17 protein-coding genes and 1 other annotated feature are annotated in these 22,129 nt (G+C 53.0%); of the genes, 15 read left to right on the forward strand and 2 right to left on the reverse strand.

The genetic code is table 11. The annotated features are described in order from the left end of the window. Positions 1-12 precede the first annotated feature (12 nt). From hemB to hemL, 3 genes are all read left to right on the forward strand, one after another. Entirely contained in the window at positions 13-990 is a 978-nt protein-coding gene (gene hemB, locus ACTID9_RS09300; protein ID WP_441070914.1) for a porphobilinogen synthase, read from the forward strand. 2 nt (positions 991-992) lie between these two features. Beyond that, a complete protein-coding gene (gene ahbA, locus ACTID9_RS09305) occupies positions 993-2,045 on the forward strand; it encodes a siroheme decarboxylase subunit alpha (protein ID WP_441070915.1) in 1,053 nt (350 codons plus the stop codon). 102 nt (positions 2,046-2,147) lie between these two features. After that, positions 2,148-3,437 carry a glutamate-1-semialdehyde 2,1-aminomutase gene (gene hemL / locus ACTID9_RS09310; protein ID WP_441070916.1) on the forward strand — a complete coding sequence of 430 codons (1,290 nt, stop codon included), beginning with the start codon at positions 2,148-2,150 and terminating at the stop codon, positions 3,435-3,437. A gap of 176 nt (positions 3,438-3,613) precedes the next feature. Here the strand turns inward: hemL and ACTID9_RS09315 are convergent, their stop codons facing one another. Next, on the reverse strand, positions 3,614-4,387 hold the full coding sequence (locus ACTID9_RS09315) for an MBL fold metallo-hydrolase (protein WP_441070917.1): 774 nt from the start codon (positions 4,385-4,387) through the stop codon (positions 3,614-3,616). Between the two features lie 140 nt (positions 4,388-4,527). Between ACTID9_RS09315 and ACTID9_RS09320 the strand changes: the two genes are divergently transcribed. From ACTID9_RS09320 to ACTID9_RS09350, 7 genes are all read left to right on the forward strand, one after another. Then, positions 4,528-4,941 carry an Lrp/AsnC family transcriptional regulator gene (locus ACTID9_RS09320; protein WP_441070918.1) on the forward strand — a complete coding sequence of 138 codons (414 nt, stop codon included), beginning with the start codon at positions 4,528-4,530 and terminating at the stop codon, positions 4,939-4,941. Positions 4,942-5,070: 129 nt separating this feature from the next. Continuing rightward, complete coding sequence (locus tag ACTID9_RS09325; RefSeq protein WP_441072519.1) at positions 5,071-6,888, forward strand: bifunctional metallophosphatase/5'-nucleotidase; 1,818 nt, start codon at positions 5,071-5,073, stop codon at positions 6,886-6,888. Between the two features lie 315 nt (positions 6,889-7,203). Next, positions 7,204-8,448, forward strand: a complete 1,245-nt coding sequence (locus ACTID9_RS09330) for an MFS transporter (protein ID WP_441070919.1) — start codon at positions 7,204-7,206, stop codon at positions 8,446-8,448. 250 nt (positions 8,449-8,698) lie between these two features. Beyond that, on the forward strand, positions 8,699-10,015 hold the full coding sequence (locus ACTID9_RS09335) for an esterase-like activity of phytase family protein (protein ID WP_441070920.1): 1,317 nt from the start codon (positions 8,699-8,701) through the stop codon (positions 10,013-10,015). A gap of 127 nt (positions 10,016-10,142) precedes the next feature. Next, positions 10,143-12,071, forward strand: a complete 1,929-nt coding sequence (locus ACTID9_RS09340; protein ID WP_441070921.1) for a LysM peptidoglycan-binding domain-containing protein — start codon at positions 10,143-10,145, stop codon at positions 12,069-12,071. A 21-nt stretch (positions 12,072-12,092) separates the two neighbouring features. Continuing rightward, positions 12,093-13,091 carry a phosphotransferase gene (locus tag ACTID9_RS09345; protein WP_441070922.1) on the forward strand — a complete coding sequence of 333 codons (999 nt, stop codon included), beginning with the start codon at positions 12,093-12,095 and terminating at the stop codon, positions 13,089-13,091. Beyond that, positions 13,088-14,089: a hypothetical protein gene (locus tag ACTID9_RS09350; RefSeq protein ID WP_441070923.1), complete on the forward strand. Its 1,002-nt coding sequence runs from the start codon at positions 13,088-13,090 to the stop codon at positions 14,087-14,089. The genes ACTID9_RS09345 and ACTID9_RS09350 overlap by 4 nt, the downstream gene beginning before the upstream one ends. A 54-nt stretch (positions 14,090-14,143) precedes the next feature. Here ACTID9_RS09350 and ACTID9_RS09355 read toward each other — a convergent pair whose 3' ends face one another. Continuing rightward, positions 14,144-14,326: a hypothetical protein gene (locus tag ACTID9_RS09355; RefSeq protein WP_441070924.1), complete on the reverse strand. Its 183-nt coding sequence runs from the start codon at positions 14,324-14,326 to the stop codon at positions 14,144-14,146. Between the two features lie 219 nt (positions 14,327-14,545). On the opposite strand from ACTID9_RS09355, the gene ACTID9_RS09360 reads away from it, so the two are divergent. The 5 genes from ACTID9_RS09360 (at position 14,546) to ACTID9_RS09380 (ending at position 22,129) form a co-directional block, all read left to right on the forward strand. Further along, positions 14,546-16,666: a PP2C family protein-serine/threonine phosphatase gene (locus ACTID9_RS09360; RefSeq protein WP_441070925.1), complete on the forward strand. Its 2,121-nt coding sequence runs from the start codon at positions 14,546-14,548 to the stop codon at positions 16,664-16,666. Positions 16,667-16,683: 17 nt separating this feature from the next. Next, positions 16,684-17,238 (forward strand): ATP-binding protein, encoded by a 555-nt coding sequence (locus ACTID9_RS09365; protein ID WP_441070926.1) that lies wholly within the window; start codon positions 16,684-16,686, stop codon positions 17,236-17,238. 132 nt (positions 17,239-17,370) lie between these two features. After that, positions 17,371-17,694, forward strand: coding sequence for an STAS domain-containing protein (locus ACTID9_RS09370; protein ID WP_441070927.1), 324 nt, complete (start codon positions 17,371-17,373; stop codon positions 17,692-17,694). Between the two features lie 61 nt (positions 17,695-17,755). Next, positions 17,756-18,011, forward strand: a binding site (T-box leader). A gap of 44 nt (positions 18,012-18,055) precedes the next feature. Next, positions 18,056-20,722, forward strand: coding sequence for a valine--tRNA ligase (locus tag ACTID9_RS09375; protein ID WP_441070928.1), 2,667 nt, complete (start codon positions 18,056-18,058; stop codon positions 20,720-20,722). Positions 20,723-20,770: 48 nt separating this feature from the next. After that, entirely contained in the window at positions 20,771-22,129 is a 1,359-nt protein-coding gene (locus ACTID9_RS09380) for a bifunctional folylpolyglutamate synthase/dihydrofolate synthase (protein ID WP_441070929.1), read from the forward strand.

Raw genomic sequence — 22,129 nt, forward strand, 5'->3', positions numbered from 1 at the left:
GAGGAGAAACACGTGGCACTTTCATTCGATCGTCATCGCCGTCTTCGTACAAGTCCGGCGATGCGCAATCTGGTCCGTGAATTTCATGTTCGCAAAGAAGATTTGATTTACCCGCTGTTCGTTGTGGAAGGAACGGGTGTGAAAAACGAGATTTCCTCGATGCCGGGCGTTTATCAATTTTCGCTCGACCGCTTGCATGAAGAACTGGACGAAATCGTAGCGCTCGGGATTCAGTCGGTCCTGATGTTCGGCATTCCCGATGAAAAAGACGCTTGCGGCTCGCAAGGCTATGCAGAGGAAGGCATCGTGCAAAAAGCGATTCGCCAAATCAAGGAAACGCATCCTCAGCTGGTCGTCGTTGCCGATACATGCCTGTGCGAGTACACGGACCACGGCCACTGTGGCGTCATCCATAATCACGATGTAGACAATGATGAGTCGCTGGAACTGCTGGCGAAAACGGCTGTATCGCAAGCAAGAGCAGGTGCGGACATCATCGCTCCGTCGAACATGATGGACGGTTTCGTGATTGCCATCCGTCAGGCGCTGGACGAAGCAGGCTTTACGAATATCCCGATCATGTCCTATGCGGTAAAATACGCTTCCGCTTACTACGGCCCGTTCCGTGAGGCGGCAGAATCCACGCCGCAGTTCGGCGATCGCAAAACGTACCAGATGGACCCGGCCAATGCGCGCGAAGGCTTGCGCGAAGCCGCTTCCGATATTGCCGAAGGCGCGGATTTCCTGATCGTCAAGCCGGGGCTTGCTTACATGGACATGGTGCACCGCCTGCGCGAGAAGTTCGACGTGCCGATGGTTGTGTACAATGTGAGCGCCGAATACTCCATGGTGAAAGCTGCCGCGTTGAACGGCTGGATCGATGAAGAGCGGATTGTCATGGAAACAATGGTTGGCTTCAAACGCGCAGGTGCGGACTTGATCATTACCTACCACGCAAAAGATGTTGCCAAATGGCTGGGAGGGAACTAACGATGTCAGTTGATTTGTTGGATGCAGTCGATAAAGAGATTTTGGACTTGGTACAAAAGGAAATTCCGCTTGTAGCAGAGCCGTTCAAAGAGCTGGCGGAAAAAGTGGGCATTTCCGAGGAAGAATTTTTGCAGCGTCTGAACAAGATGAAAGGCGAGTCGATCCGCCAAATTTCCGCGATCTGTGACACCAAGGCATTGGGGTACAAATCCAGCCTGGTTGCCGCTCGCATCGCGCCAGACAAGCTCGATGAAATGGCGAAAGTGTTCAACCAGCATCCGGGCATTACGCACAACTACAAGCGCAACCATGATTTCAACCTGTGGTTCACCATCGCGGTTCCGCCTAACAGCCGTTTTGGCCTGGAAAAAACCGTTGAGATTCTCGGCGAAATGGCAAATGTCGAGTCGATCCGCATTTTGCCGACGCTGAAGCTGTACAAGATCGGCGTGCAGCTCGACGTGAAAAAAGAGAGCGAGGCCAATGCCAAAGCAGCGCCTACCTATACCGAGGAGATGCGCCAGGCGGCGATGAATATGGAATTGACCGACAGCGACATCAAGGCGATTCTGGAGCTGCAAAAAGACCTGGAGATCACGTCCCGTCCGTTCGATGTGCTGGCTGCCAACGCCGGCATGACGACAGACGAGCTGCTTGGTCATGCGCACAAGCTGGTCGAGCGCGGTCAAATGCGCCGTTTCTCCGCTGTATTGAACCACCGCAAAGCAGGCTTCCGCGCCAACGGCATGGGTGTATGGAACGTACCGGAAGACCAAGCGAACGAAATCGGCCTGAAAATGGGTTCGTTCCGCGCCGTCAGCCACTGCTACCTGCGTCCGACCTATCCAGACTGGAAATACAACATTTTCACGATGGTTCACGGCCGCGACATGGAAGAGTGCGAATCGATTCTGCAAGCGATCGAGGACGAGACCGGCATTACGGACCGGATCACGCTGTACTCCACAAAAGAATACAAAAAGACGCGCGTTTCGTACTTCACACCGGAAATTTATGAGTGGGAAGAGGAAGTGGCGCAACGTCTCGGGCTGTAAGAGCAGCGCCCGGCGTTTACCGATTTCATAGCTGACAGCGCTTGTTGACGAGATCCACAGACAAGCGCTGTTCGCACATCACAATACTTGAGGTGAATCCCTATGCATCGCGGTTACGAACAATCCATTCAAGCATTTGCAGAAGCCAAGCAATATATCCCGGGCGGGGTCAACAGCCCTGTGCGCGCGTTCAAAAGCGTAGGCGGCAATCCGGTTTACATCGCCAAGGGAGAAGGCTCCCGTATCACAGACGTGGACGGAAATACATACCTGGATTACATCGGTTCCTGGGGTCCGTTGATTTTGGGCCACTCCCATCCGAACGTTTTGAAAGCGATTTTGGATACGGCTGTGCTCGGTACGAGCTTCGGTGCACCGACGGAGCGCGAAACCGAGATGGCAAAGCTTGTATGCGACATCGTGCCTTCTGTAGAGATCGTCCGCATGGTCAACTCCGGTACAGAAGCGACGATGAGCGCACTGCGCCTTGCGCGCGGCTACACCAAACGCGATAAAATCATGAAATTCGAAGGCTGTTATCACGGTCATGCCGACAGCTTGCTGATCAAGGCGGGCTCGGGCGTGGCGACGCTCGGTCTGCCGGACAGCCCGGGCGTGCCCAGCTCGACTGCTGTCAACACGATCACGGTTCCGTACAACGATCTGGAGAGCGTTCGCCTCGCCTTTGAAACGTTTGGCCATGAGCTGGCAGCGGTGATCGTCGAGCCGATCGCAGGCAATATGGGCGTCGTGCCGCCACAGCCAGGTTTCCTGGAAGGCTTGCGTGAAATTACCCGCCAATATGGCACCGTCTTCATCATCGATGAAGTGATGACCGGTTTCCGCGTTGCGCGCGGCGGTGCGCAAGATTTGTACAAAATCGATCCGGACCTGACCACGATGGGCAAAGTCATCGGCGGCGGATTGCCGGTTGGCGCATACGGCGGCAAACGAGAGATCATGGAACAAATGGCACCGGCTGGGCCGATTTACCAGGCAGGCACGCTGTCCGGCAATCCGCTTGCGATGGCAGCGGGTATCGCGACATTGAATGAACTCGGCAAACCGGGCGTGTATGAGCAGCTCGAAGCGCGTTCCGCCCGACTGGCTGAAGGACTGGTAGACAGCGCACGCAAAGTCGGCTTGCCATACACCATGAATCGCGTCGGCTCGATGGTCTGCCTGTTCTTCACCGAAACACCTGTCATCAACTACGAGACGGCAAAAACCTCCGACCTGGAGCGCTTCAAAAAATACTTCCACTATTTGCTGGAAGAAGGCGTCATGCTCCCGCCATCGCAGTTTGAAGGCATGTTCGTTTCCACGGCGCATACCGAGGACGACATTGAGTTTACGATTGAAGCCGCACACCGTGCGATGAAACGCCTGTAATCGCCAAGGGGCGAAAAGTGAAAAGCATCCCGTTCCACTGTGAGAAGTGGCGCGGGATGCTTTTTTTTACAGATAAGAATTTATAAAATTCTTATCCAGTATAAGTGCAACCGCGGCTACGCCAAAAAACATGGCGTAGCCAGGTTTTCTAAGAAGCATGGTAAAACAAGGTTCGCTTAGTCCAGCCTGGAACCGGCAGGGACATATTCTTCGCCATCCGCCAAAATCACCGCTTGTGTGCCCAGGCCCTCCGCCTCAAGCGCTTCTGCCAGCTGTGAGCGCGTCAGGAAACAGTGGTTCCACACTTCCAGATGGACAGGCAGGACGGTTGCCTGCGGCGCATGGCGGCACACTTCCACGACGTCGGCGGCCGTCATGGTAATCGGGTCCCCTGCCAAAAACTGGGCTGCACCAGCATTGACCGCGACGACTGCCGGGGTGTGTGCGGCAAGCGCGTCGGCAACGTCCGTGCACCAAATCGTATCGCCGGCGACATAAAGCGTCGGTTCGTCCTGTGCGGCGAGCACAAATCCGGAAACAGGTCCCAATTTGGCACCGATCTCGCCCGTGCCATGCTGGCCGCCGGTACGGGTCAGGCGAATCTCTTGCCATGCAAGCTCGCGATCGACCGGGATCACCTGCGTGAAGCCGTGGCCCCGCAGCACATTCTGGTCCTCCGGCTGGCAAAACAATGGCAGCCCTTTTGGCAATTGGGAGATAGCCGCCTGGTCCAAATGATCGCCGTGCAGATGTGTGACAATGATGCCGTCGAGTTTTTCAAGGAGCGGGGCAATCGCAAACGGCAGTGGAACGCGCGGATTGTTGACGGCATTTGCCGTATTCACCACAGGTGGCAGCGCGCCTTGCTCGCTCAGCATCGGATCGAGCAGCAGCGTACGTCCCTTGTATTCGATCAGGAGAGTGGCATGGCGAATCAATTGAATTTTCATCGCATATCTTCCTTCCATTTGTTATCGTGGATAGTACGGACTATCGATAAAGCTTATAGAGAAAGAATAGCAAAAACGGCCGTTTCGGCGCGAAACGAGATGGCCGCTTGCATTTTCACCGTGAAAGGATTTGAACACGCATGCTTGATGCAACTGATTTGGAAATCATCCGTTTGCTGCAATCGAACGCCCGCCTGCAATGGAAGGAGATCGGCGAGCAGGTCCACATGACAGGGCAAGCTGTTGCCCAGCGCATCCAGAAATTGACGGAGCAAGGGATCATCGAGGGATTTACGCTCAAGCTTAATGAGGAAAAGCTGGGAGGGCCGCTGCTCGCCTTCATCACGATGTTCATGGCGGCAGGCGCCCATCAGGAATTTCAGCAGTACATCAAGGAGAGCGCGGCGATTGTCGAAGCGCACCGCATCAGCGGCGATGGCTGCTACTGGCTCCGGGCGAGAGTGGGGACACAGCAGGAGCTGAACGCCTTGTTGGATGAGCTTTTGCCATACGGAAACTATCGATTGCAGCTATCGATTTCAAAAATCGACTAACAATTTCCCCAAAATTTGCTATACTTGACGCATAAGCAATCATTGATTTAATAAAGAGAGGGGACTCATTCTTTGAAACGTTCAAGTCGTCTTTTCGTATCATTGGCATCCGGCTTCTTGGCTACCGCCATGCTGGCAAGCTCCGCATTCGCAGCACCACTCACGCCTGTTAACCACGCAGACTGGATGAGCAAGAAACAATGGATCACGCCCGACAAGGCTGGAAACTTATTTCTGGACCGTCAGTTGACCGTTGCGGAGGCTGCTGCTTTGTTCGCGAAAGTAAAAGGTGCGCAGGTGAAACCGGTTACAGGTAGCACACACTGGGCAGCGCCATATCTTGCTTGGGCAGAGTCCCAAAAAGGGCTGGTTGCAGCGGATGTGAAAAACCCGAACCAAGCGATTTCCTCGGCGAAACTGGTTGCTCTTGGAAAAGCGCTCGGCTATGACCTGAAGCTGGCTGAGTCCGCGACCGTAAAGCGCGGGGATTTCTTCAATGCATTGGGTGACGCGTTGACCACGCATTACACCATTGCCCATACGAACGATGTGCATGGCCATATCGATGAAAATGCAAGCGGCAAAGAGTTCGGCTATGCCAAAATCGCTACGCTGCTGAAAGAATGGCGCGCCGAGAACGAAAACTTCATGCAGTTTGATGCAGGTGACACGTTCCAGGGTACAGTTTTTGTGAACCAGTTCAAAGGCGAATCCGTCGTGCCGATCTTGAATGCACTTGGCTACAATGTGATGGCATCCGGTAACCACGAATTTGATTTCGGCTATGAGCAGCTGCTCAAGCTGCGTGACATGCTGAAATATCCGGTCATGTCTGCCAACGTTTTCAAAGCGGACGGGACCAATCTGTTGGTGCCGACATTTGAAGCGACGGTCGGCGGCAAAAAATTCGCATTCGTCGGTCTGGTTGCGGAAGACACGCCGATTTTGACTCACCCGGACAACGTAAAAGGCCTCACATTCAAAAATCCGATTGAAGTGGCGAAAGAAGTCGTGCCGAAGCTGAAAAAAGAAGCGGATCACGTCATCGTCGTTTCCCACGTGGGCATCGATGTAGACCGGGAAATCGCCAAAAACGTGCCAGGCATCGACCTGATCGTCGGCGGTCACTCCCACACTGCATTGAAAGCGCCTGAGCTTGTAAACGGTACATATATCGTGCAAGACTGGGAGTATGGCAAATCGCTCGGACGAGCTGACCTCTACTATTTCGGCAACGAGCTGGTCGCGTTCAGCGGCGGTCTGAAAGAATACGATCCAAACGTCAAAGCAGATCCCCAGATCGAAGCGCTCGTAAAAGACGTAGTGAAAAAAGTAGACGATGCGATGAACGTCGTGATCGCCAAAGCAGCGGTTGACCTGGACGGCGAGCGTACGCTGGTTCGCACGCGTGAAACCAACATCGGCAACTACATTGCAGACAAAATGCTGGAGCGCACCAAATCGATCGCAGGCCATGAAGCAGACGTTGCCCTGACCAATGCGGGCGGCATCCGCGTCCAATTGAAAGCAGGCGACATCACCAAGAAAGATTTGTATTCGTTGCTGCCATTCCCGAATACATTGGTCGTCGTTGAAGTGACAGGCGCCGAACTGAAGCAAGCGCTGGAAAGCGGAGTGAGCCAAGTCGAGCAAGGCGCTGGACGCTTCCCGCAAATCAGCGGCATGTCTTTCACCTATGACAAAACACAACCTGCCGGCCAACGCGTCGTGGAAGTGCTCGTAGGCGGCAAGCCACTCGACGAGAAGAAAACCTATAAAGTCGCGACGAACGACTTCATCGCTGTCGGCGGAGACGGCTACGAAACGATGAACAAACCGTCGTTCAATACAGGACTGACGTTGTACAGCGTAATTGAAGAAGCAATCACAAAAGAAAAAACAATCAGTCCGAAAGTTGAAAACCGCATTGTCGAAGTGAAGAAATAAGAAAGCTGACGCAAGCGCAGCGCATGGGAAAGAAACCACACGCAATATGTGTGGTTTCTTTCTTTTTTCACCAGGTATAGAGGCTGGTCAATTTTACTGTATTTCTTTCAATATATACCTACAACCAATAGGGAATAGGTACTGAGGGTGGCACAGTCGGATGCAAAAGATGCGGTTTATGGAGTATCGGGGATAGGGAGGAACGTGAAATTATATTGCTGTTTGTAACTAACCAAATCAATTTGACTAGTTACAAACGACACAATATAATGTAACCAACGAATTCCATTTTACTAGTTAACTGGAGGATGAAAGATGGCAAAGAGCGCTATTGCTAAGAGAGGGATGGGGAGTGGCTTTTGGACATTGTGGACAGCTACCGCATTTTCTAACCTGGGTGATGGAATCATCAAATTTCTATTGCCGGTTTTGGCTGCAAAAACGACTTCATCCCCTGCGTTTGTGGCAGGCGTTTCTTTTATGGCTACGCTCCCTTGGCTGCTGTTTTCTTTACCGATTGGAGCTATCGTTGATCGCGTTGATCGAAAGAGATTGATTACACTCATCAACCTGTTTCGGGTTGCTGTAGTGATGACGCTCTTTCTTGCTGCTGCTGGCGGTTGGCTGCACATTTACGTTCTTTATCTCCTTGCAGTGGTACTGGGTGTGTGTGAGACATTCTCGGACACAGCTTCTGGATCCCTTGTCCCTTCCGTCGTCCACAGAGATCGATTGGAACAGGCAAATGCACGCATATTCAGCGTTGAAACAATCACGAACAGGTTCGTGGGAGGGCCACTAGCAGGTTTTTTCATCTCGATCAGTATTTCCATGACTGTGCTGTCAGGCTCATTTACATACCTTATGACAGTTATTGTGTTGCTGTTTTTGAGAGGAGATTTTAAAGCGGCAAGAACAAGCAAATCATCAATACGAAAGGACGTTGCGGAGGGAGTCCGGTTTCTTTGGAGTAATCAGATCTTACGGACACTGGCCATCATGGTTGCCGTGATGTCAGGGTGCTGGAGCGCCTTCTTTTCTCTATTGGTCCTGCATGCAGTTGCACCAGGTCCACTACAGTTAAACGAATTTGGCTACAGCATGTTGTTGACTGCCTTGGCTGCGGGGAGTTTGGCGGGTGCCGCAATGGTAGGGCCGATACAAAAGATACTTGGACGCAGAGGGTTATTGGGGATAGATATCGTCGGTACGATTGTCATGCTGGCAATTCCAGCACTTACATCAAACGTTTGGCTAGTCGGAGCCGCCATTTTTTTAGGCGGATTTGGAGGGGCGACGTGGAGTGTTGGTGTTGCGACGATCCGTCAAAACTTGATACCCGACGAATTGCTCGGACGCGTCTATGCTGCCTATCGCTTGGTTGGATGGGGCACGCTTTCACTGGGGGCTATCGTAGCGGGAATGATCGCCGAAGTGGCAAGTGTACCTGTTGTTTTTCTAGGAGGCGCATTGATCAACCTTGCCTTGTTTATTCCGATGATCACCGTACTGACCAAAGAGAATTTGGATGAAGCACAAATGGAAGCGAAGACAATCTAAAAGCAATTGTATCGATTGGTTAAAAAATGGCATGCCTTATCCAACGAAGTTTTGACCGTCATCTCCATTACCGGGCAGACGGCAGCAGCGACTGAGGAAGTGACGGCATCCATTCATGAAGACAGCTACAATGGTGATCATTGTGACGAAAGGATCGTTATTTTTCCGGAAATTTACATCTGTTCAATATTCCCTCCATAAAGAGTCTGTACACTTGACCTAAGCGATTTAAACAGGAGGAATATTCCAGATGAAAAAAGCATGGCGCACGACCGCAAGTCTGACAGTGGCGGCGACTCTTTTGGCTTCCGCTGTGGTCTACACGGCACAAGCTGCTGATCAGGAGGAGCAGTCTGCAAAGGGAACACCGCGGCTCGCGGGCACGTACGAGCTGAAACATCCCGCAGAATTGGGGAACGGCATCATGCAGGGAGGCTTTTCCGCACTCATCCATCTTCCCAATGATCCGAAAAACGTGTTCTATACGACCACTGACAGGGGGCCGAATGGTGAAATCAAGGTTGGCGATGAAAAGCGTCGGACGTTCCCGCTGCAAAACTTTACGCCGAGCATCTACAAGATTTCCGTTGAGAAAAACGCGATTACGATCTTGGAGACCATTCCGCTTTCTCTGCCAGCCGGCAACGACCCGATTACCGGCACCAGACTCATCTCCGGTGTTTCCAATCTGGAGGGAGAGGATGAGGTCCCGTACGATGGAGAAGCGAAAACGCAGTTAGCCTATGATCCATATGGTCTCGATGTCGAGGGCATTGCGTACAACCCCAATGACGATACGTTTTGGCTTTGCGATGAATATCGTCCGAGCCTCGTTCAAGTCAAGCGGGACGGCACCATCATCCAACGGCTGATTCCGCGGGGCGAAAAGGAGCGGTTCGCCAATGCGCCGCTCGTTCCGATCAAGGATGTGCTGCCAGCCATCTATGGCACACGTAACCAAAACCGCGGCTTTGAAGGCGTGAGCATCACACCTGACGGAAAATGGATGTTTGCCGCCGTCCAAAGTCCGCTTGCCAATCCCGACGCCAAAGCAGCGAAAGCTTCGCGGGTTTTGCGCATCGTCAAAATCGACCTGAAAACGGGAAAACCGGTAGCTGAGTTTGCCTACCTCACCACGGACGCGGCACAGCTGAAAGGCGTCCAGCAGTATGACATCGTCATTTCCGATTTGCATGCGATTAACGAAAACACCTTGCTGGTCGATGAGCGCGATAAAAATGCCGGTAAAGATGCACAGGTGAAGAAACTGTTCACGGTGAATTTGAAAAGTGCAACCAACGTGCTGGGCACGTACGATGAGGAAGTGAACGGCAAGACGCTGGAGCAAATGTCCGAATCGGATTTGAAGCAGGCGAAGGTGAAAGTGCCGAGCAAACGGCAAGTGCTTGATTTGCTCGCATACGATTATCCGTTTGAAAAAGTAGAAGGCGTGACGATGGTGGACTCTTCTACCGTTGCGCTGGTAAACGATAACGATTTTGACATCGACAACACAGGCACGACTACCCAGCTTTGGCAATTCAGGCTCCCGACGAAACTGAAATAAACCGTGGTAGCACTCCTTTCTCTTTGCTGTTGCAAGAGGGAGGGGTGTTTGCTTTTCATAGGTCTAAATGAAGGCGTGTGTCCATATAGTATAGGGAAATGTCTTGTACTTGAAAGGAGGAACACGCGTGTCGCCACAGAATGATTTGCTGTCGTATACGTTCAAGGAGACGATCTTCCTCACTGCTGAGAAGGCAGGCATAAAATCGTTGACCGAGCTGGAACTGGAGCCGAATGTCGAAATCATCGAAAATGAAGCAGGTGTATCCATTACAGGGTACTTGCTGCTTACTGCCAAATATGATCCGATCGATGAAGCGGAGGAAGAGCGTGATTCAGGGGAGGGAACCAAATCGCTTGTCGAGGCGATGAAGTTCACCCCATTTCGCTTGGAACAAGGTGAGTCCACGGATTACCTGTATTCGCAAGAGCAGGACTTCACTCACCGTATCCCCGTCAACATTTCGATCCCCCGCTCCGATATCGGCGAAAAAACGGACATTGGGGCGATTGTCAATTCCATCGACTATGAGCTGTTGGGCACGAACCAAGTGACGGTGCAGGCTGAGCTGCAAATAACCGGTCTCTCCTTGCAAGAGCAGGCATGGGATGCGGTTGAAACGGACGAATCAGCCAGCTATCCGCCGCCGTTTGGATACGCCAATCAGTACGAGGACCAGGCAGAAGGGTCCGGGGAAAACTGGGAGTTCGTGCATACAGCAGAGGCGGAACAAGACGAGGCGCAGCCATTTCCGCCGTACGATCCTTACCACCAATCGCACCCGCCATACACGCAGTACGAACCGACGTCGCTCGACGAGATCGAACGGAAGCTGGATGCGCTGGAACAGGAGATCGCTTTCCAGAACCAAATGGAGCAGCAGTCGTCTTTTCAGCCTTTTGGCAACCAGGATGAACAACGTGCGGTAACGCCGCCTTTTCCGCCCTATCTCCCGTACAATGCAAACTATACGTACCCGCAGTCACCACAGTCGCCACAGTCACCCGCTCAGTCTCCGCACGCTTTCCAGTTTTACCAGCCGCCTTCATCGGATGTTTTGGCGCAAAACTGGCAGCAGCTTCAGGAGTCGGCCGAACATTCGGCAGAAGAGGGTGAGGAGCAATCCGCAGAGCATTCCGTTCCGCTTCAGTTCGGGGATATTTCATTCACGACGCGGGAGGAGCCGGAGCGTTCCATTGAGTTTGGCGAAAGCAAGCAGTTCGATTCCCCCCATCTGCAATCGGTGGCGGAAGGAATGCCGCTCGATTCGGCGCAGCCGTTCACGATCAGCCTGGGTTCAGGGCCCGCTTCTGCAAAAGAATCGACAGCATTCCCGTCAGCAGCGATTCAGCACAAACAGGCGATCACGGAAGTCGAGCTGACCGAATCAGCGATCAAGGAAGTCGAGTTGAGGGAATCAGCGCAAAACGGGCAGCCGAACGATGTCAGCTACCAGTCAGACCTCAAATTGCAGGCGGAGGCGATTCCGCTGCATGATTCCGCATTGCACACCGATGTTCGCAATGGCGGGCATGTGGAGGAAGAGGCGGAGCTTTCGATTCATCCCGAAGGGAACGCGGTCGCTGCAGAGGAGGCCCAGCCGGTTGCCGCCGAGCTGGAAAGCGCGTCGCTGGGTGCGGAAAGCGTGCTGGCGGAAGCGCAGGACCAGACCGCTGATAATAAAGAAGTCAAAATCGCCATCAGCACCAAAGCAGCGCCTGAAAAGGATGAATCCGTCAATCTGACCAACCTCTTCACGACGCGCAGAGACGTGGGGGGAAAAGGGAACGACGTGGAGTCTGCGTCATCCAGTGCCCGAGGAGCACAGGCTGCGCAGGAATCGAGCCGTTCGTCACTGGAGTTGTTCAGCAGTTTGAGCACGTTTGCCCAGGGCCAATCGGAAAATTTCAGCAAAATGCGGATGTGCATCATCCAGCGGAATGAAACGCTCGAAGGGATCGCGGCGCGTTACTCGGTGTCCATGAGCAAATTGATGGAGGTAAACCGGCTCCCCTCCGACCGGATTGCAGCAGGCCAGATTTTGTATATCCCCTAGAGAGGAAGGAGTGAGGGGACAGTGGCGCGTGAAAAGCTTGACTTGAAACAGGTGTATCAGCGGTATAAGGTCAGGGTCATCCATATGACACCGAAAAAAGATTATTACCTGCTAGAGACGAATCGCGGGCCAAAGGAATTGCGGGTGTGGCCGCGCGTCGACGTGATGCGATGGTCGTTCGCCTGGCGCGAACAGTTGGCGCGGCACGGCGTGCGGGATGTTGAGCGGTTCATCCGGACGCGCGATGCCAAACCGTACGTCGTCCTGGCCAAAAAAGGCTTCACGCTGACCGACCATGTGCCGCAAGCGGAGACGCTTTTGCCTGACTCCTCCCAGTCCGCTCATTGCGGCAGCGTCGTGGCGGCCATGCATAAGGCGCAGCAGGCAGATTCCTTTTTCACCTCCGAGGAAGTCTTGAAAAAGGAGCAGCTGCTGATCGCAGAAGAAGTGAAGCGTGCCCGCGAGACCTTTGCCCAATTTGAAGAAGGAAAAGACGACTGGTCGGAGGCGGATGCATGGGTCGCCAGCCAATTTCCCCCCCTGCTCGAACGGATGGAACGGAGTGCAGAGCTGCTGCAAGCCGTGTCTGCAGACGAGGATTGGCTGAGCGTCTCCCATCGTGAATTGACGAGTCACAACTGGGGCATGCAGGATGGACGCCTGATCTTGCGCGGATTTTACCGCCCGGTCTTATCGGTTCAGCATCGGGACACCGCCGGCTTTTTGCGGGAAGTGATCATGCAGGATGCCGAGTCTGCGAAAGTCCAGTCGTTTCTGGACGGCTATGAAGAGACGAAGCCGCTAACGTATGGCGAGTATCAGATGCTGCTCGCGTTTATGGCTTTTCCGGAAGAGACGTGGAAAAGTATGGAATCGTATGTGACGCAAGTGCCCAGCGAACGCGAGAAGGCGGGAACCAGCGAGGTTGAAGCGGCCATCCGGCGGCAGGAACAGGTGGATGCGCTGCTTTTGGAAGTGGCCGAACGCGCGGAGCGCACAAGGAGCGAGAGGCTGTCATGAGCCGGTTTGAGGATATCTACCCGCTGTTTCATGAATACGACATGTTCGCCCAAACAATCGAGTTGCTCAAGGCACCAAACGTATACAAGGTAATGACGCCATACGGTTCCTTTGTCTGCAAGCGAACACCCGTCAAGACGGGAAAAATTCAGTTTTTGGGTGGTGTCCTGCGGAATTTGCAGAACCGGGGGTGGGAAGGGGCCGTTCCGTTCACGTACACGAAATACGACGAGCCGTATGTAGAGGCGGGCAACCAACTTTATTATCTTTCACAGTGGCAGTCTCCTGCCCCAGGGGAGGAGCTGCCCGACCAAGACTGGGCGGAAGCGTTGGTCCAGCGGTTGGCAGAACTGCATCATCTGACGCAAAATTACCGATTTGATGATACGAAGCAAATTGAGCCGCTGGTTAAATCGCTTTTGGCCAGATGGCAGCTATGGCTGGATCAGCTGGAGCTGTTCGCGACAGCTGCCCAGCAGCGGACGTATCCGTCGCCAGTTGATGTTGTGTTTCTGGCCAATCATTTCTTTATTGCCGAGCGGGCGCAGACCGCGATTCAACTGCTGGGGGAATGGCAAGAGAAAAACCGGGCGCATTCTCATTTCCGCTTGTCCATCATACACGGGTTCCCCCATCCGGCCCATTTGGTCACAGACCACGCGGGGCAGGCGAGGCTGATTAATTTCGACCGGGCGCAGTTTGATACCCCTGTCCGCGATTTGGCCCTGTTTTATCGCACCTATTTCCATTTTGGAGGAGAGGATGAAGGGGCTGACCATTTGCTCGCATCCTACCAAAACATCTTTCCGCTGCGGCCCGACGAGATCCGCTTGCTAGAAGCGTTCCTCCATTATCCGGAGCGAATCATGCGGGATTTGGACCAGTATTACAACAAAAAGCAGAACTGGAGCGAGCTGCAAGCTGTCAAGCGCGTTGAAAAGGACATTGACAGATTGTACCGTCTCAGTCGATGGACCGAACGCGCATTCACTCGTTAAACGGCGTCTCCATGCAAAGAGACGCTGTTTTGCTTTTTCTCTTTCTTTTGACTGTTAAATCCAATCGAGAGAGATGGCGACATACGTAATGGCAAAAAGACCCAGAATGATCACATCGAAAGTCGAGGGGAGAATCAGGCAGCGGACAAATTGAAAAATGATCAAAGGGAGCAGCACCTGTTTGCAGGCATATTTGAATCGAAGATAGATGGGGTTGTACTTCCATCGCGGATTCATGGCAATCACCTCATCATATCGTATGCAGAAAAATGCGTTTCAGTGCGGTTCGTGGATTTTTTTCGCCGGGACGTTGGGAAAGGGGTTTGACGTTTGCTGGAAAATAAATAATAGGTCCTATGTGTTTTCCCGGTCAGAATATAGTACAATTTTCATGGATAGCGATACGCTTTTCTCTTGCATAAGGCTTACGAAGCCTATTTCGAAGGAGACACATCGATGATCGGGGCATACATCTTGTATTTAGTGAGCTTGGTACTGGCTATTTTGCTTTTGCTCTCCTCTCATCATCTTACCACCTACAAAAGATGGTTTGATCCCGCCTTTTTGCTGGGACTCGCCCTGTTTACATGGGGCATCGGTCATTTATTTATCCATCATGACAATTTCTATTTCCAAGTCATTGCCCAGCCGTTCACGTTTTTCTTTTATGTGTTTCTTCTGCTAATGTTTCAGACTTTTCCATTATTGCCCAATCTTTATTTTGAACGCTGGAAAAAATTGCTTGATTTGTTTGTTTTGCTCCTGCTATACGGCACCGTCGAGCTTACCACATGGTACTACCCGTCGTTAGAAGAACAGCTGCGCATTCTCCTGCAGGTGCATACCGGCATTTTTGTGCTGGGTATCGGCTGTGTCGTGCTGTTCTCGAATCGGCACGGCAAACTGTGGGAGCGAGCCAATTGGCTGATCCTCGGGACACTCGTGTTTCTCGGCGTGCAGACGATCTATTCGGACAAGTATGTTACGGTGGCGGGTGTGCTCACGATGGTCAGCTTTGCCATGATTATCGCCGGCTACAAGAGCGCCCATACGGAAAAAATTCAGGTCGCTGTCATGGATGAGTATTTTTACTACCATGAGCGGATGCAATTTTTGCTGCGTGAAGAAAACATGAATCGTCTGCTTGTCGGGACCAGTCTGTTTTGCCTTGTGTTGGCGATGAAAAAGCTTCCGTCCGTCTATCTCATCGGGATGGCTCTGGTCACGATCATTTTGTGCGTGCGTCTGATCATTTCCCGCCGGCTCAATCAGGTGGAGATCAAGGAAATCTTTGAAATCTCGCGCAATCTGGAGAAACGCTTTGAGGTTCACGTCAAGGAAATTACCGCAAAAAATGAAGAGCTGACATGGTTTCTCGATATCAAGCAGCGGTATGAAACGCTGCTGGTTGAAACGAATGCCCAAAGCATGAAAGAAGTCAATTATGAGAATGTTCATCAGTTTATCGGGGAAATTGTCCAAAAATGGTACAGGACGATGAACTCGCTCCGCTATTTGCACGTTGCCTTGCAAACGGCAGAAGGCGAGGTCACCTATCAGATCGCATACGGGCAGCGCCAGCCAGACAAAGACCTTTTCAAGATTGAGATCGAAACATCGTTTGCCCATACCACAGGAGTCGTGATCGCAGAAGCGATATCCGCGAGCGAACAGATCGAGGAAGAGGAGCTGCAGCAGTCTTTTCTCCGCCTCCTGGTGATTCATGTGCGCGGTTTGCTCGACCGTTGCCTGCAAAACCAGCAATCGCTGGAGCTGCGCCTGGTCGAGCAGGAAATGGAGTTCGCGGCCAAAATCCAGTTTTCCCTGATTCCGAAGGAACGTTTGATAATGGACGATGTACAGGCGAAAGTGGTCTATCTCCCCGCCGCTTATGTCGGTGGAGACTATGTCGACTTCATCCAGATGGACTCCCGCTACAGCTGCTTTCTGGTAGCGGACATCTCGGGGCACGGGATACCGGCCAGTTTGTTGACGACGGGCTTGCGCAACTCCTTTCGAGCGGTGCTGCAAACGTGTCGGATGCCGAACGAGATTTTGGGGCGGCTCAACTATCTCATGTATGACGATTTGAGCAAAACCCGCTCCTTTATCACGATGATCGTCGCTGTCTACGATGCGCAGCAAAAGACGCTGTGGACAAGCAGAGCGGGGCATCCGGAGCCGTATTATTTTTCTGCGTCCAAAACGCAGATTCTCCCCTGCTCAAACGGGATGGGGCTCGGCTTTAACAAGTTCGCGGTCTATCCGCAGGATGAGTGGAAGGTCGAGGAAGACTTCATGCTTTTGCTGTACACGGACGGCCTGATCAATCTCGGGGAAGATGACCGCGTGATGTATAACGACCGCTGGCTGTCGACGCTTGCGGATACGTATGCGGATACGGAGCGGGACGGACAAGATCGGATAGAAGCCATCGAGCAAAAAATTTGGACGGTTGCCCGCAAGATGCAGCAGGATGACGACATATCCATCCTCATCATGGATTTCAAGACAACAGCAGATCGAAATCGGGACGAACCGATTGGGGGCAAGTTCCATTTTCAAGGAAAACGTTGAGCTCGGGGGTGGAAATCGTGAAACGTGCAGGAGGGGAAACAGCTGAGACCTGGCATGCGTTTCGCCAGCTATTGGCTGAGCAGACACAAGGAAAGCTGATTCTGTTGACAGGGGAAGAAGCGGTGCGGATGATCGGCGAGAACGAACCGGTGCTCACGTATCACATCAACTCGCCGGACGATCTGGCACCGATGCGCCATGCCATCCGTATATACATAGAGGGCTTGTGCTTGCCGTCCAAGCGACTGTTCCACTATTTGGTCGCAGTGAATGAAGCGGCAACCAATGCGTTGCTGTATGGGAAAAACGTCAGCGTCCGGATCTTGCCGATGAAAGAGGAACCGTTCTGCCGGATTGCGGTGTGCGATTGCGGAGAGGGCATTTCGCTCAGCGAACTCCCCAAAGCCGTGTTGCTCCGCGGTTATTCCAAGCGCAATACGCTCGGGGTAGGATTTCCCGTGATGCTTCATTACACAGATCGGCTGTGGTTGTCCACCTCGCAAAACGGAACCGTGCTGATGCTTGATTTGGCTGTGGATTTGCCTGCAGCGCGAAAAGTAAAAATGCAATAGCGGCAATTTTTAGGTTTAACGGTTCCAAATAGAGGGAACGAAACGGTGTAAGCGAAAGCAACACAGTGAGGGACCCCTGTGGAATCACGTTTTGTAACGGACGATGAAAAGGGTGAAAGGAGATACAGATGCATGGCGTATCGTGTGAATGAAGTAGCACAACATGTGACGATTTATTTAGAAGGCGAACTGGATATGTCCGTAGGTGAAAAGGTTGGTCAATTCATCCTCCATTATGGAGAAAAATATCCGAGTGTGACGCTGGATTTCACTGATGTGACGTTTGTTGATTCATCGGGGATCGGCAGCTTGTTTTATACGACAAAAGATTTGCTCGCGCAGGACAAGCAAATCGAGATTGTCAATGTGCAGGAGGATATTTATGATGTTCTCTGCGTGATCGGTTTTGTCGAAGCATTGGGCGTTTCCATCAAACAAGTGGAACCGAAGGTCTAAGGTTTGACGCAATCGGACACAATTGTATATAATGGTAGAGCAATGCTCACGATGTAAACGAAGAAATACGATGAACGGGAAGAGTAAACATCCGTCGCCTTGGCAGAGAGGGAGAATCCATAAGCTGCGAGATTCTCTAAGGCCGACCATGTTGAAGGTCGCCCGTGAGTTAATCAGGTGAACCTGCTGTACAGTGAAGTAGCCTGATTCGGCGTTTGACCCGTTACGTCAAGCTAAGTGAACGTCACCGCAATCGTTGTGTCATGCGGGGCGTTAACAAAGGTGGTACCGCGAAAACAACTCCTTTCGTCCTTTGGATCGAGAGGGGTTTTTTTATTTCAGTTTTCAGGAGGAAATGCACATGTCGAATGAAACGACGCCAAACATTGACAACCAATTGCCGAAAAACTACGACCCAAAAGCGGCGGAAGCCAAATGGTACCGCTACTGGATCGACAACCAGTTTTTCCGTGCGGAGCGTGACGAGCAGAAAAAGCCTTTCACGATCGTAATCCCGCCGCCGAATGTTACGGGGAAACTGCATCTTGGCCACGCGCTCGATACGACGCTCCAGGACATCATCACACGGGCAAAGCGGATGCAGGGCTACAGCACGCTCTTTTTGCCGGGGATGGACCATGCGGGGATTGCGACCCAGGCGCGCGTCGAAGCGACGCTGCGTGAAGAAGGGATTTCCCGCCACGATCTCGGCCGCGAAGCATTCATCGAAAAAGTATGGGAATGGAAACACATCTACGCGAGCCATATCCGCGAACAGTGGGAGAAGCTGGGCCTGGCGCTCGATTACTCCCGCGAGCGGTTCACCATGGATGAAGGACTCTCCCGCGCGGTTCGCGAGGTGTTCGTCCGCCTGTACGAAAAAGGCTTGATCTACCGTGGCAACCGCATTATCAACTGGGACCCTGCGGCGCGCACAGCGCTGTCCGACATTGAAGTGATTTACAAGGAAGTAAAAGGTGCGCTGCATCACCTGCGCTATCCGCTCGCGGATGGCAGCGGCTCGATTGAAGTGGCGACCACCCGTCCGGAGACAATGCTGGGCGATACGGCTGTCGCGGTGCATCCGGAAGACGAGCGCTACAAGCATCTGATCGGAAAAACGGTCATTTTGCCGATTACCGGCCGCGAAATTCCAATCGTTGCCGATGACTACGTCGACCCGGAATTCGGCTCGGGTGCCGTGAAAATTACGCCTGCCCATGACCCGAACGACTTTGAACTGGGGCTGCGCCATAACTTGCCGCAAATCGTCGTCATGGATACGGCAGGCAAAATGAATGAGCAGGCAGGCCCTTACGCCGGTCTGGATCGCTTTGAATGCCGCAAGCAAATCATCAAAGATTTGAGCGAGCAAGGCATCATGTTCAAAATCGAGGAGCATATTCACCAAGTGGGCCACAGCGAGCGCTCCGATGCTGTCGTTGAGCCGTATTTGTCGACACAGTGGTTCGTCAAAATGCAGCCGCTGGCGGATGCTGCCCTGGCCAACGCGGCGAGCGAAGAGAGCGTGCGTTTTGTGCCGGAGCGCTTCAAAAACACGTACCTGCGCTGGATCGAAAACATTCGCGACTGGTGCATTTCCCGCCAGCTTTGGTGGGGCCACCGCATCCCGGCTTGGTACTGCCAAGATTGCGGTCACGAAATCGTTTCTCGCACGGATGTGACCGAGTGCCCTTCTTGCCACAGCCACAACCTGCAGCAAGATGAGGATGTATTGGATACATGGTTCTCCTCGGGCCTCTGGCCGTTCTCTACACTGGGCTGGCCGGATGAGAGCGAGGATATGAAATATTTCTATCCGACCAACGTACTGGTTACCGGCTACGACATCATTTTCTTCTGGGTCGCGCGGATGATCTTCAGTGGGTTGGAATTTACCGGTCAAAATCCGTTTGACACCGTATTGATCCACGGCATCATCCGCGACTCGGAAGGACGCAAAATGTCCAAGTCGCTCGGCAATGGTGTCGATCCGATGGAAGTTATCGAAAAATATGGCGCAGACGCGCTGCGCTACACGCTGGCGACAGGAAACTCGCCAGGGAATGACCAGCGCTTCTACTGGGAAAAGGTTGAGGCGAACCGCAACTTCGCCAACAAGATCTGGAATGCGTCCCGTTTCGCCTTGATGAACCTCGAGGGCTTCACCTATGACGACATCGATTTGACCGGGGAGCTGTCCGCTCCAGACAAGTGGATTCTTTCCCGCTTGCAAAACACGATCGCTGATGTGACCCGTCTGATGGACGCATACGAGTTCGGTGAATCCGGCCGCGTGCTGTACAACTTCATCTGGGATGATTTGTGCGACTGGTATATTGAAATGGCGAAATTGTCCTTGTACGGTACCGATGCAGCTGCCAAGAAGACGACGCAATCCGTTCTGGTGACTGTTCTTGATCAAACGCTGCGCCTCTTGCATCCGTTCATGCCGTTCATGACCGAAGAAATTTGGCAAGCACTGCCGCACCAAGGTGAGAGCATTACGGTAGCCGCGTGGCCAAAAGCGGACGACAGCCGCATCGATGCCGAAGCAGAAGCGGAAATGGCCTTGCTAATGGACGTGATTCGCAGCGTGCGCAACATCCGTGCGGAAGTGAACGTGCCGATGTCCAAAAAAGTCGAGCTGTTGATCAAGCCAAGCGATGAGCTGGCCTTGTCCCGCTTAAAGCGCGGCGAAGAGTTCCTCGTGCGCTTCTGCAATCCGGAATCACTCGTTATCGATCAGGCGGTTGCCGCTCCGGATAAAGCGATGTCGGCCGTCGTGACGGGCGCTGAATTGTTCCTGCCGCTCGCCGCTTTGATCGATGTGGAAGCGGAGAAAAAACGTCTGGAAAAAGAAGTAGCGACGCTCAATGCGGAAGTGGAGCGCATCGAGAAGAAGCTGAACAATCCAGGCTTCATGGCAAAAGCGCCGGAAAAAGTCATCGAGGAAGAACGCGCCAAAATGGCGGATTACGCCGACAAGCGCGAAAAAGTATTGGCGCGACTGGCAGAGTGGCAGTAGCATGTGCCAAGCCCGAGCGGCATATCTTGAAGAATGGAGTCGTTCCTCATGAGTGAATCAGGCTTTACAACGTATCAGGAAGCTCTCGACTGGGTGCACGGCCTGCTGCGTTTCGGGCAAAAACCCGGCTTGGAGCGCGTCTTATGGATGCTCTCCAGGCTGGATCACCCGGAACGCCGGGTCCCTTTCATCCATGTGGCCGGAACCAATGGAAAAGGATCGACTTGCGCCTATTTGAATGGCATTTTGCAAGCGGCAGGCTATAGCACCGGGATGTTCACGTCGCCTTATCTGATCAATTTCCGCGAACGGATTCGCTATAACGGAGAAATGATCAGCGAAGAGGAGTTTCGCATGGTTGCCAGCGAGATCAGACCGCTGGCAGAGGAATGTGCGGAGACGACATCTCATGGAACCCCTACCGAGTTTGAGGTCATTACGGTAATCGCGATACAATATTTTGCTCGCGTGGCTCGTCCGGCTGTGGTGATCTGGGAGACCGGACTGGGCGGACGACTGGATTCGACCAATGTCGTCCACCCGCTCGTCTCCATCATCACGAATATCGGAATGGACCACATGGATGTCCTGGGGCATACGATCGAGGAGATCGCCCGGGAAAAAGCGGGCATCATCAAGCCGGGCGTGCCGGTTGTCACCTGCGAGCAATCGCCGGACGCACTGGCCGTGATCGAACAGGCAGCACGCGACAAGAAAAGCACCTTGTATGTGTTGAACCGCGATTTTTCGGTGGAGCAGCTGGCAGAGCAGCTCGGGTCGCAAACGATCCGCTATGAGAGCCAGCATCGCCGGCACGCAAGCGAATATGTGCTGCCGCTCAACGGCGTTCATCAGCCCAAAAATGCAGCCGCAGCTTTGGCAGCGCTGGACGTGCTGCGCAATTTCTATGCCTACATGGCCGAAGAGGAAGAAATTGCGCGAGGACTGCAACAAACGAGCTGGCCTGGCCGTCTGGAGGTAGTGAGCCAACGCCCGCTGATCTTTTTGGACGGGGCGCACAATACGGAAGGAATGCAGATGCTGACGCAAAGTCTGGAGCAGCTGCTGCCCGCTGGCAAATCGATCGAGCTGCTCGTATCGTCGTTGGCCGACAAGCCGCTTGTTCAGATGGCAGAGGCAGCGCGGCCGCTCGTCGCATTGGCCGAGCGACTGACGCTGACCCAGTTTGATTTTCCGCGTGCAGCGACCGTGGAAAAACTGCAGGATGCCTATGTGACGGCAGGTGTCGAGCCGCAGAAGCTGTTTTTGGCGCCAGACTGGCGCAGCTATGTGAGCATGTGGAAGGAACGAGCAGAAGCAGACGATTGTTTGGTGATCTGCGGTTCCCTCTACTTCATTGCACAGGTGCGAGCATTTTTATACAACGTGGAAGAGGCAGGTGAATAA

Source organism: Brevibacillus fluminis, from assembly GCF_052072235.1.
In the GTDB taxonomy this organism is placed as follows: Bacteria; Bacillota; Bacilli; order Brevibacillales; family Brevibacillaceae; genus Brevibacillus_D; species Brevibacillus_D fluminis_A.

Excerpts from the sequence above, each read along its gene's own strand:
- ahbA (WP_441070915.1), top strand. The coding sequence starts at position 993 with ATGTCAGTTGATTTGTTGGATGCAGTCGATAAAGAGATTTTGGACTTG.
- hemL (WP_441070916.1), top strand. The coding sequence starts at position 2,148 with ATGCATCGCGGTTACGAACAATCCATTCAAGCATTTGCAGAAGCCAAG.
- ACTID9_RS09315 (WP_441070917.1), bottom strand. The coding sequence starts at position 4,387 with ATGAAAATTCAATTGATTCGCCATGCCACTCTCCTGATCGAATACAAG.
- ACTID9_RS09320 (WP_441070918.1), top strand. The coding sequence starts at position 4,528 with ATGCTTGATGCAACTGATTTGGAAATCATCCGTTTGCTGCAATCGAAC.
- ACTID9_RS09325 (WP_441072519.1), top strand. The coding sequence starts at position 5,071 with ATGCTGGCAAGCTCCGCATTCGCAGCACCACTCACGCCTGTTAACCAC.
- ACTID9_RS09330 (WP_441070919.1), top strand. The coding sequence starts at position 7,204 with ATGGCAAAGAGCGCTATTGCTAAGAGAGGGATGGGGAGTGGCTTTTGG.
- ACTID9_RS09335 (WP_441070920.1), top strand. The coding sequence starts at position 8,699 with ATGAAAAAAGCATGGCGCACGACCGCAAGTCTGACAGTGGCGGCGACT.
- ACTID9_RS09350 (WP_441070923.1), top strand. The coding sequence starts at position 13,088 with ATGAGCCGGTTTGAGGATATCTACCCGCTGTTTCATGAATACGACATG.
- ACTID9_RS09355 (WP_441070924.1), bottom strand. The coding sequence starts at position 14,326 with ATGAATCCGCGATGGAAGTACAACCCCATCTATCTTCGATTCAAATAT.
- ACTID9_RS09360 (WP_441070925.1), top strand. The coding sequence starts at position 14,546 with ATGATCGGGGCATACATCTTGTATTTAGTGAGCTTGGTACTGGCTATT.
- ACTID9_RS09370 (WP_441070927.1), top strand. The coding sequence starts at position 17,371 with ATGGCGTATCGTGTGAATGAAGTAGCACAACATGTGACGATTTATTTA.
- ACTID9_RS09375 (WP_441070928.1), top strand. The coding sequence starts at position 18,056 with ATGTCGAATGAAACGACGCCAAACATTGACAACCAATTGCCGAAAAAC.
- ACTID9_RS09380 (WP_441070929.1), top strand. The coding sequence starts at position 20,771 with ATGAGTGAATCAGGCTTTACAACGTATCAGGAAGCTCTCGACTGGGTG.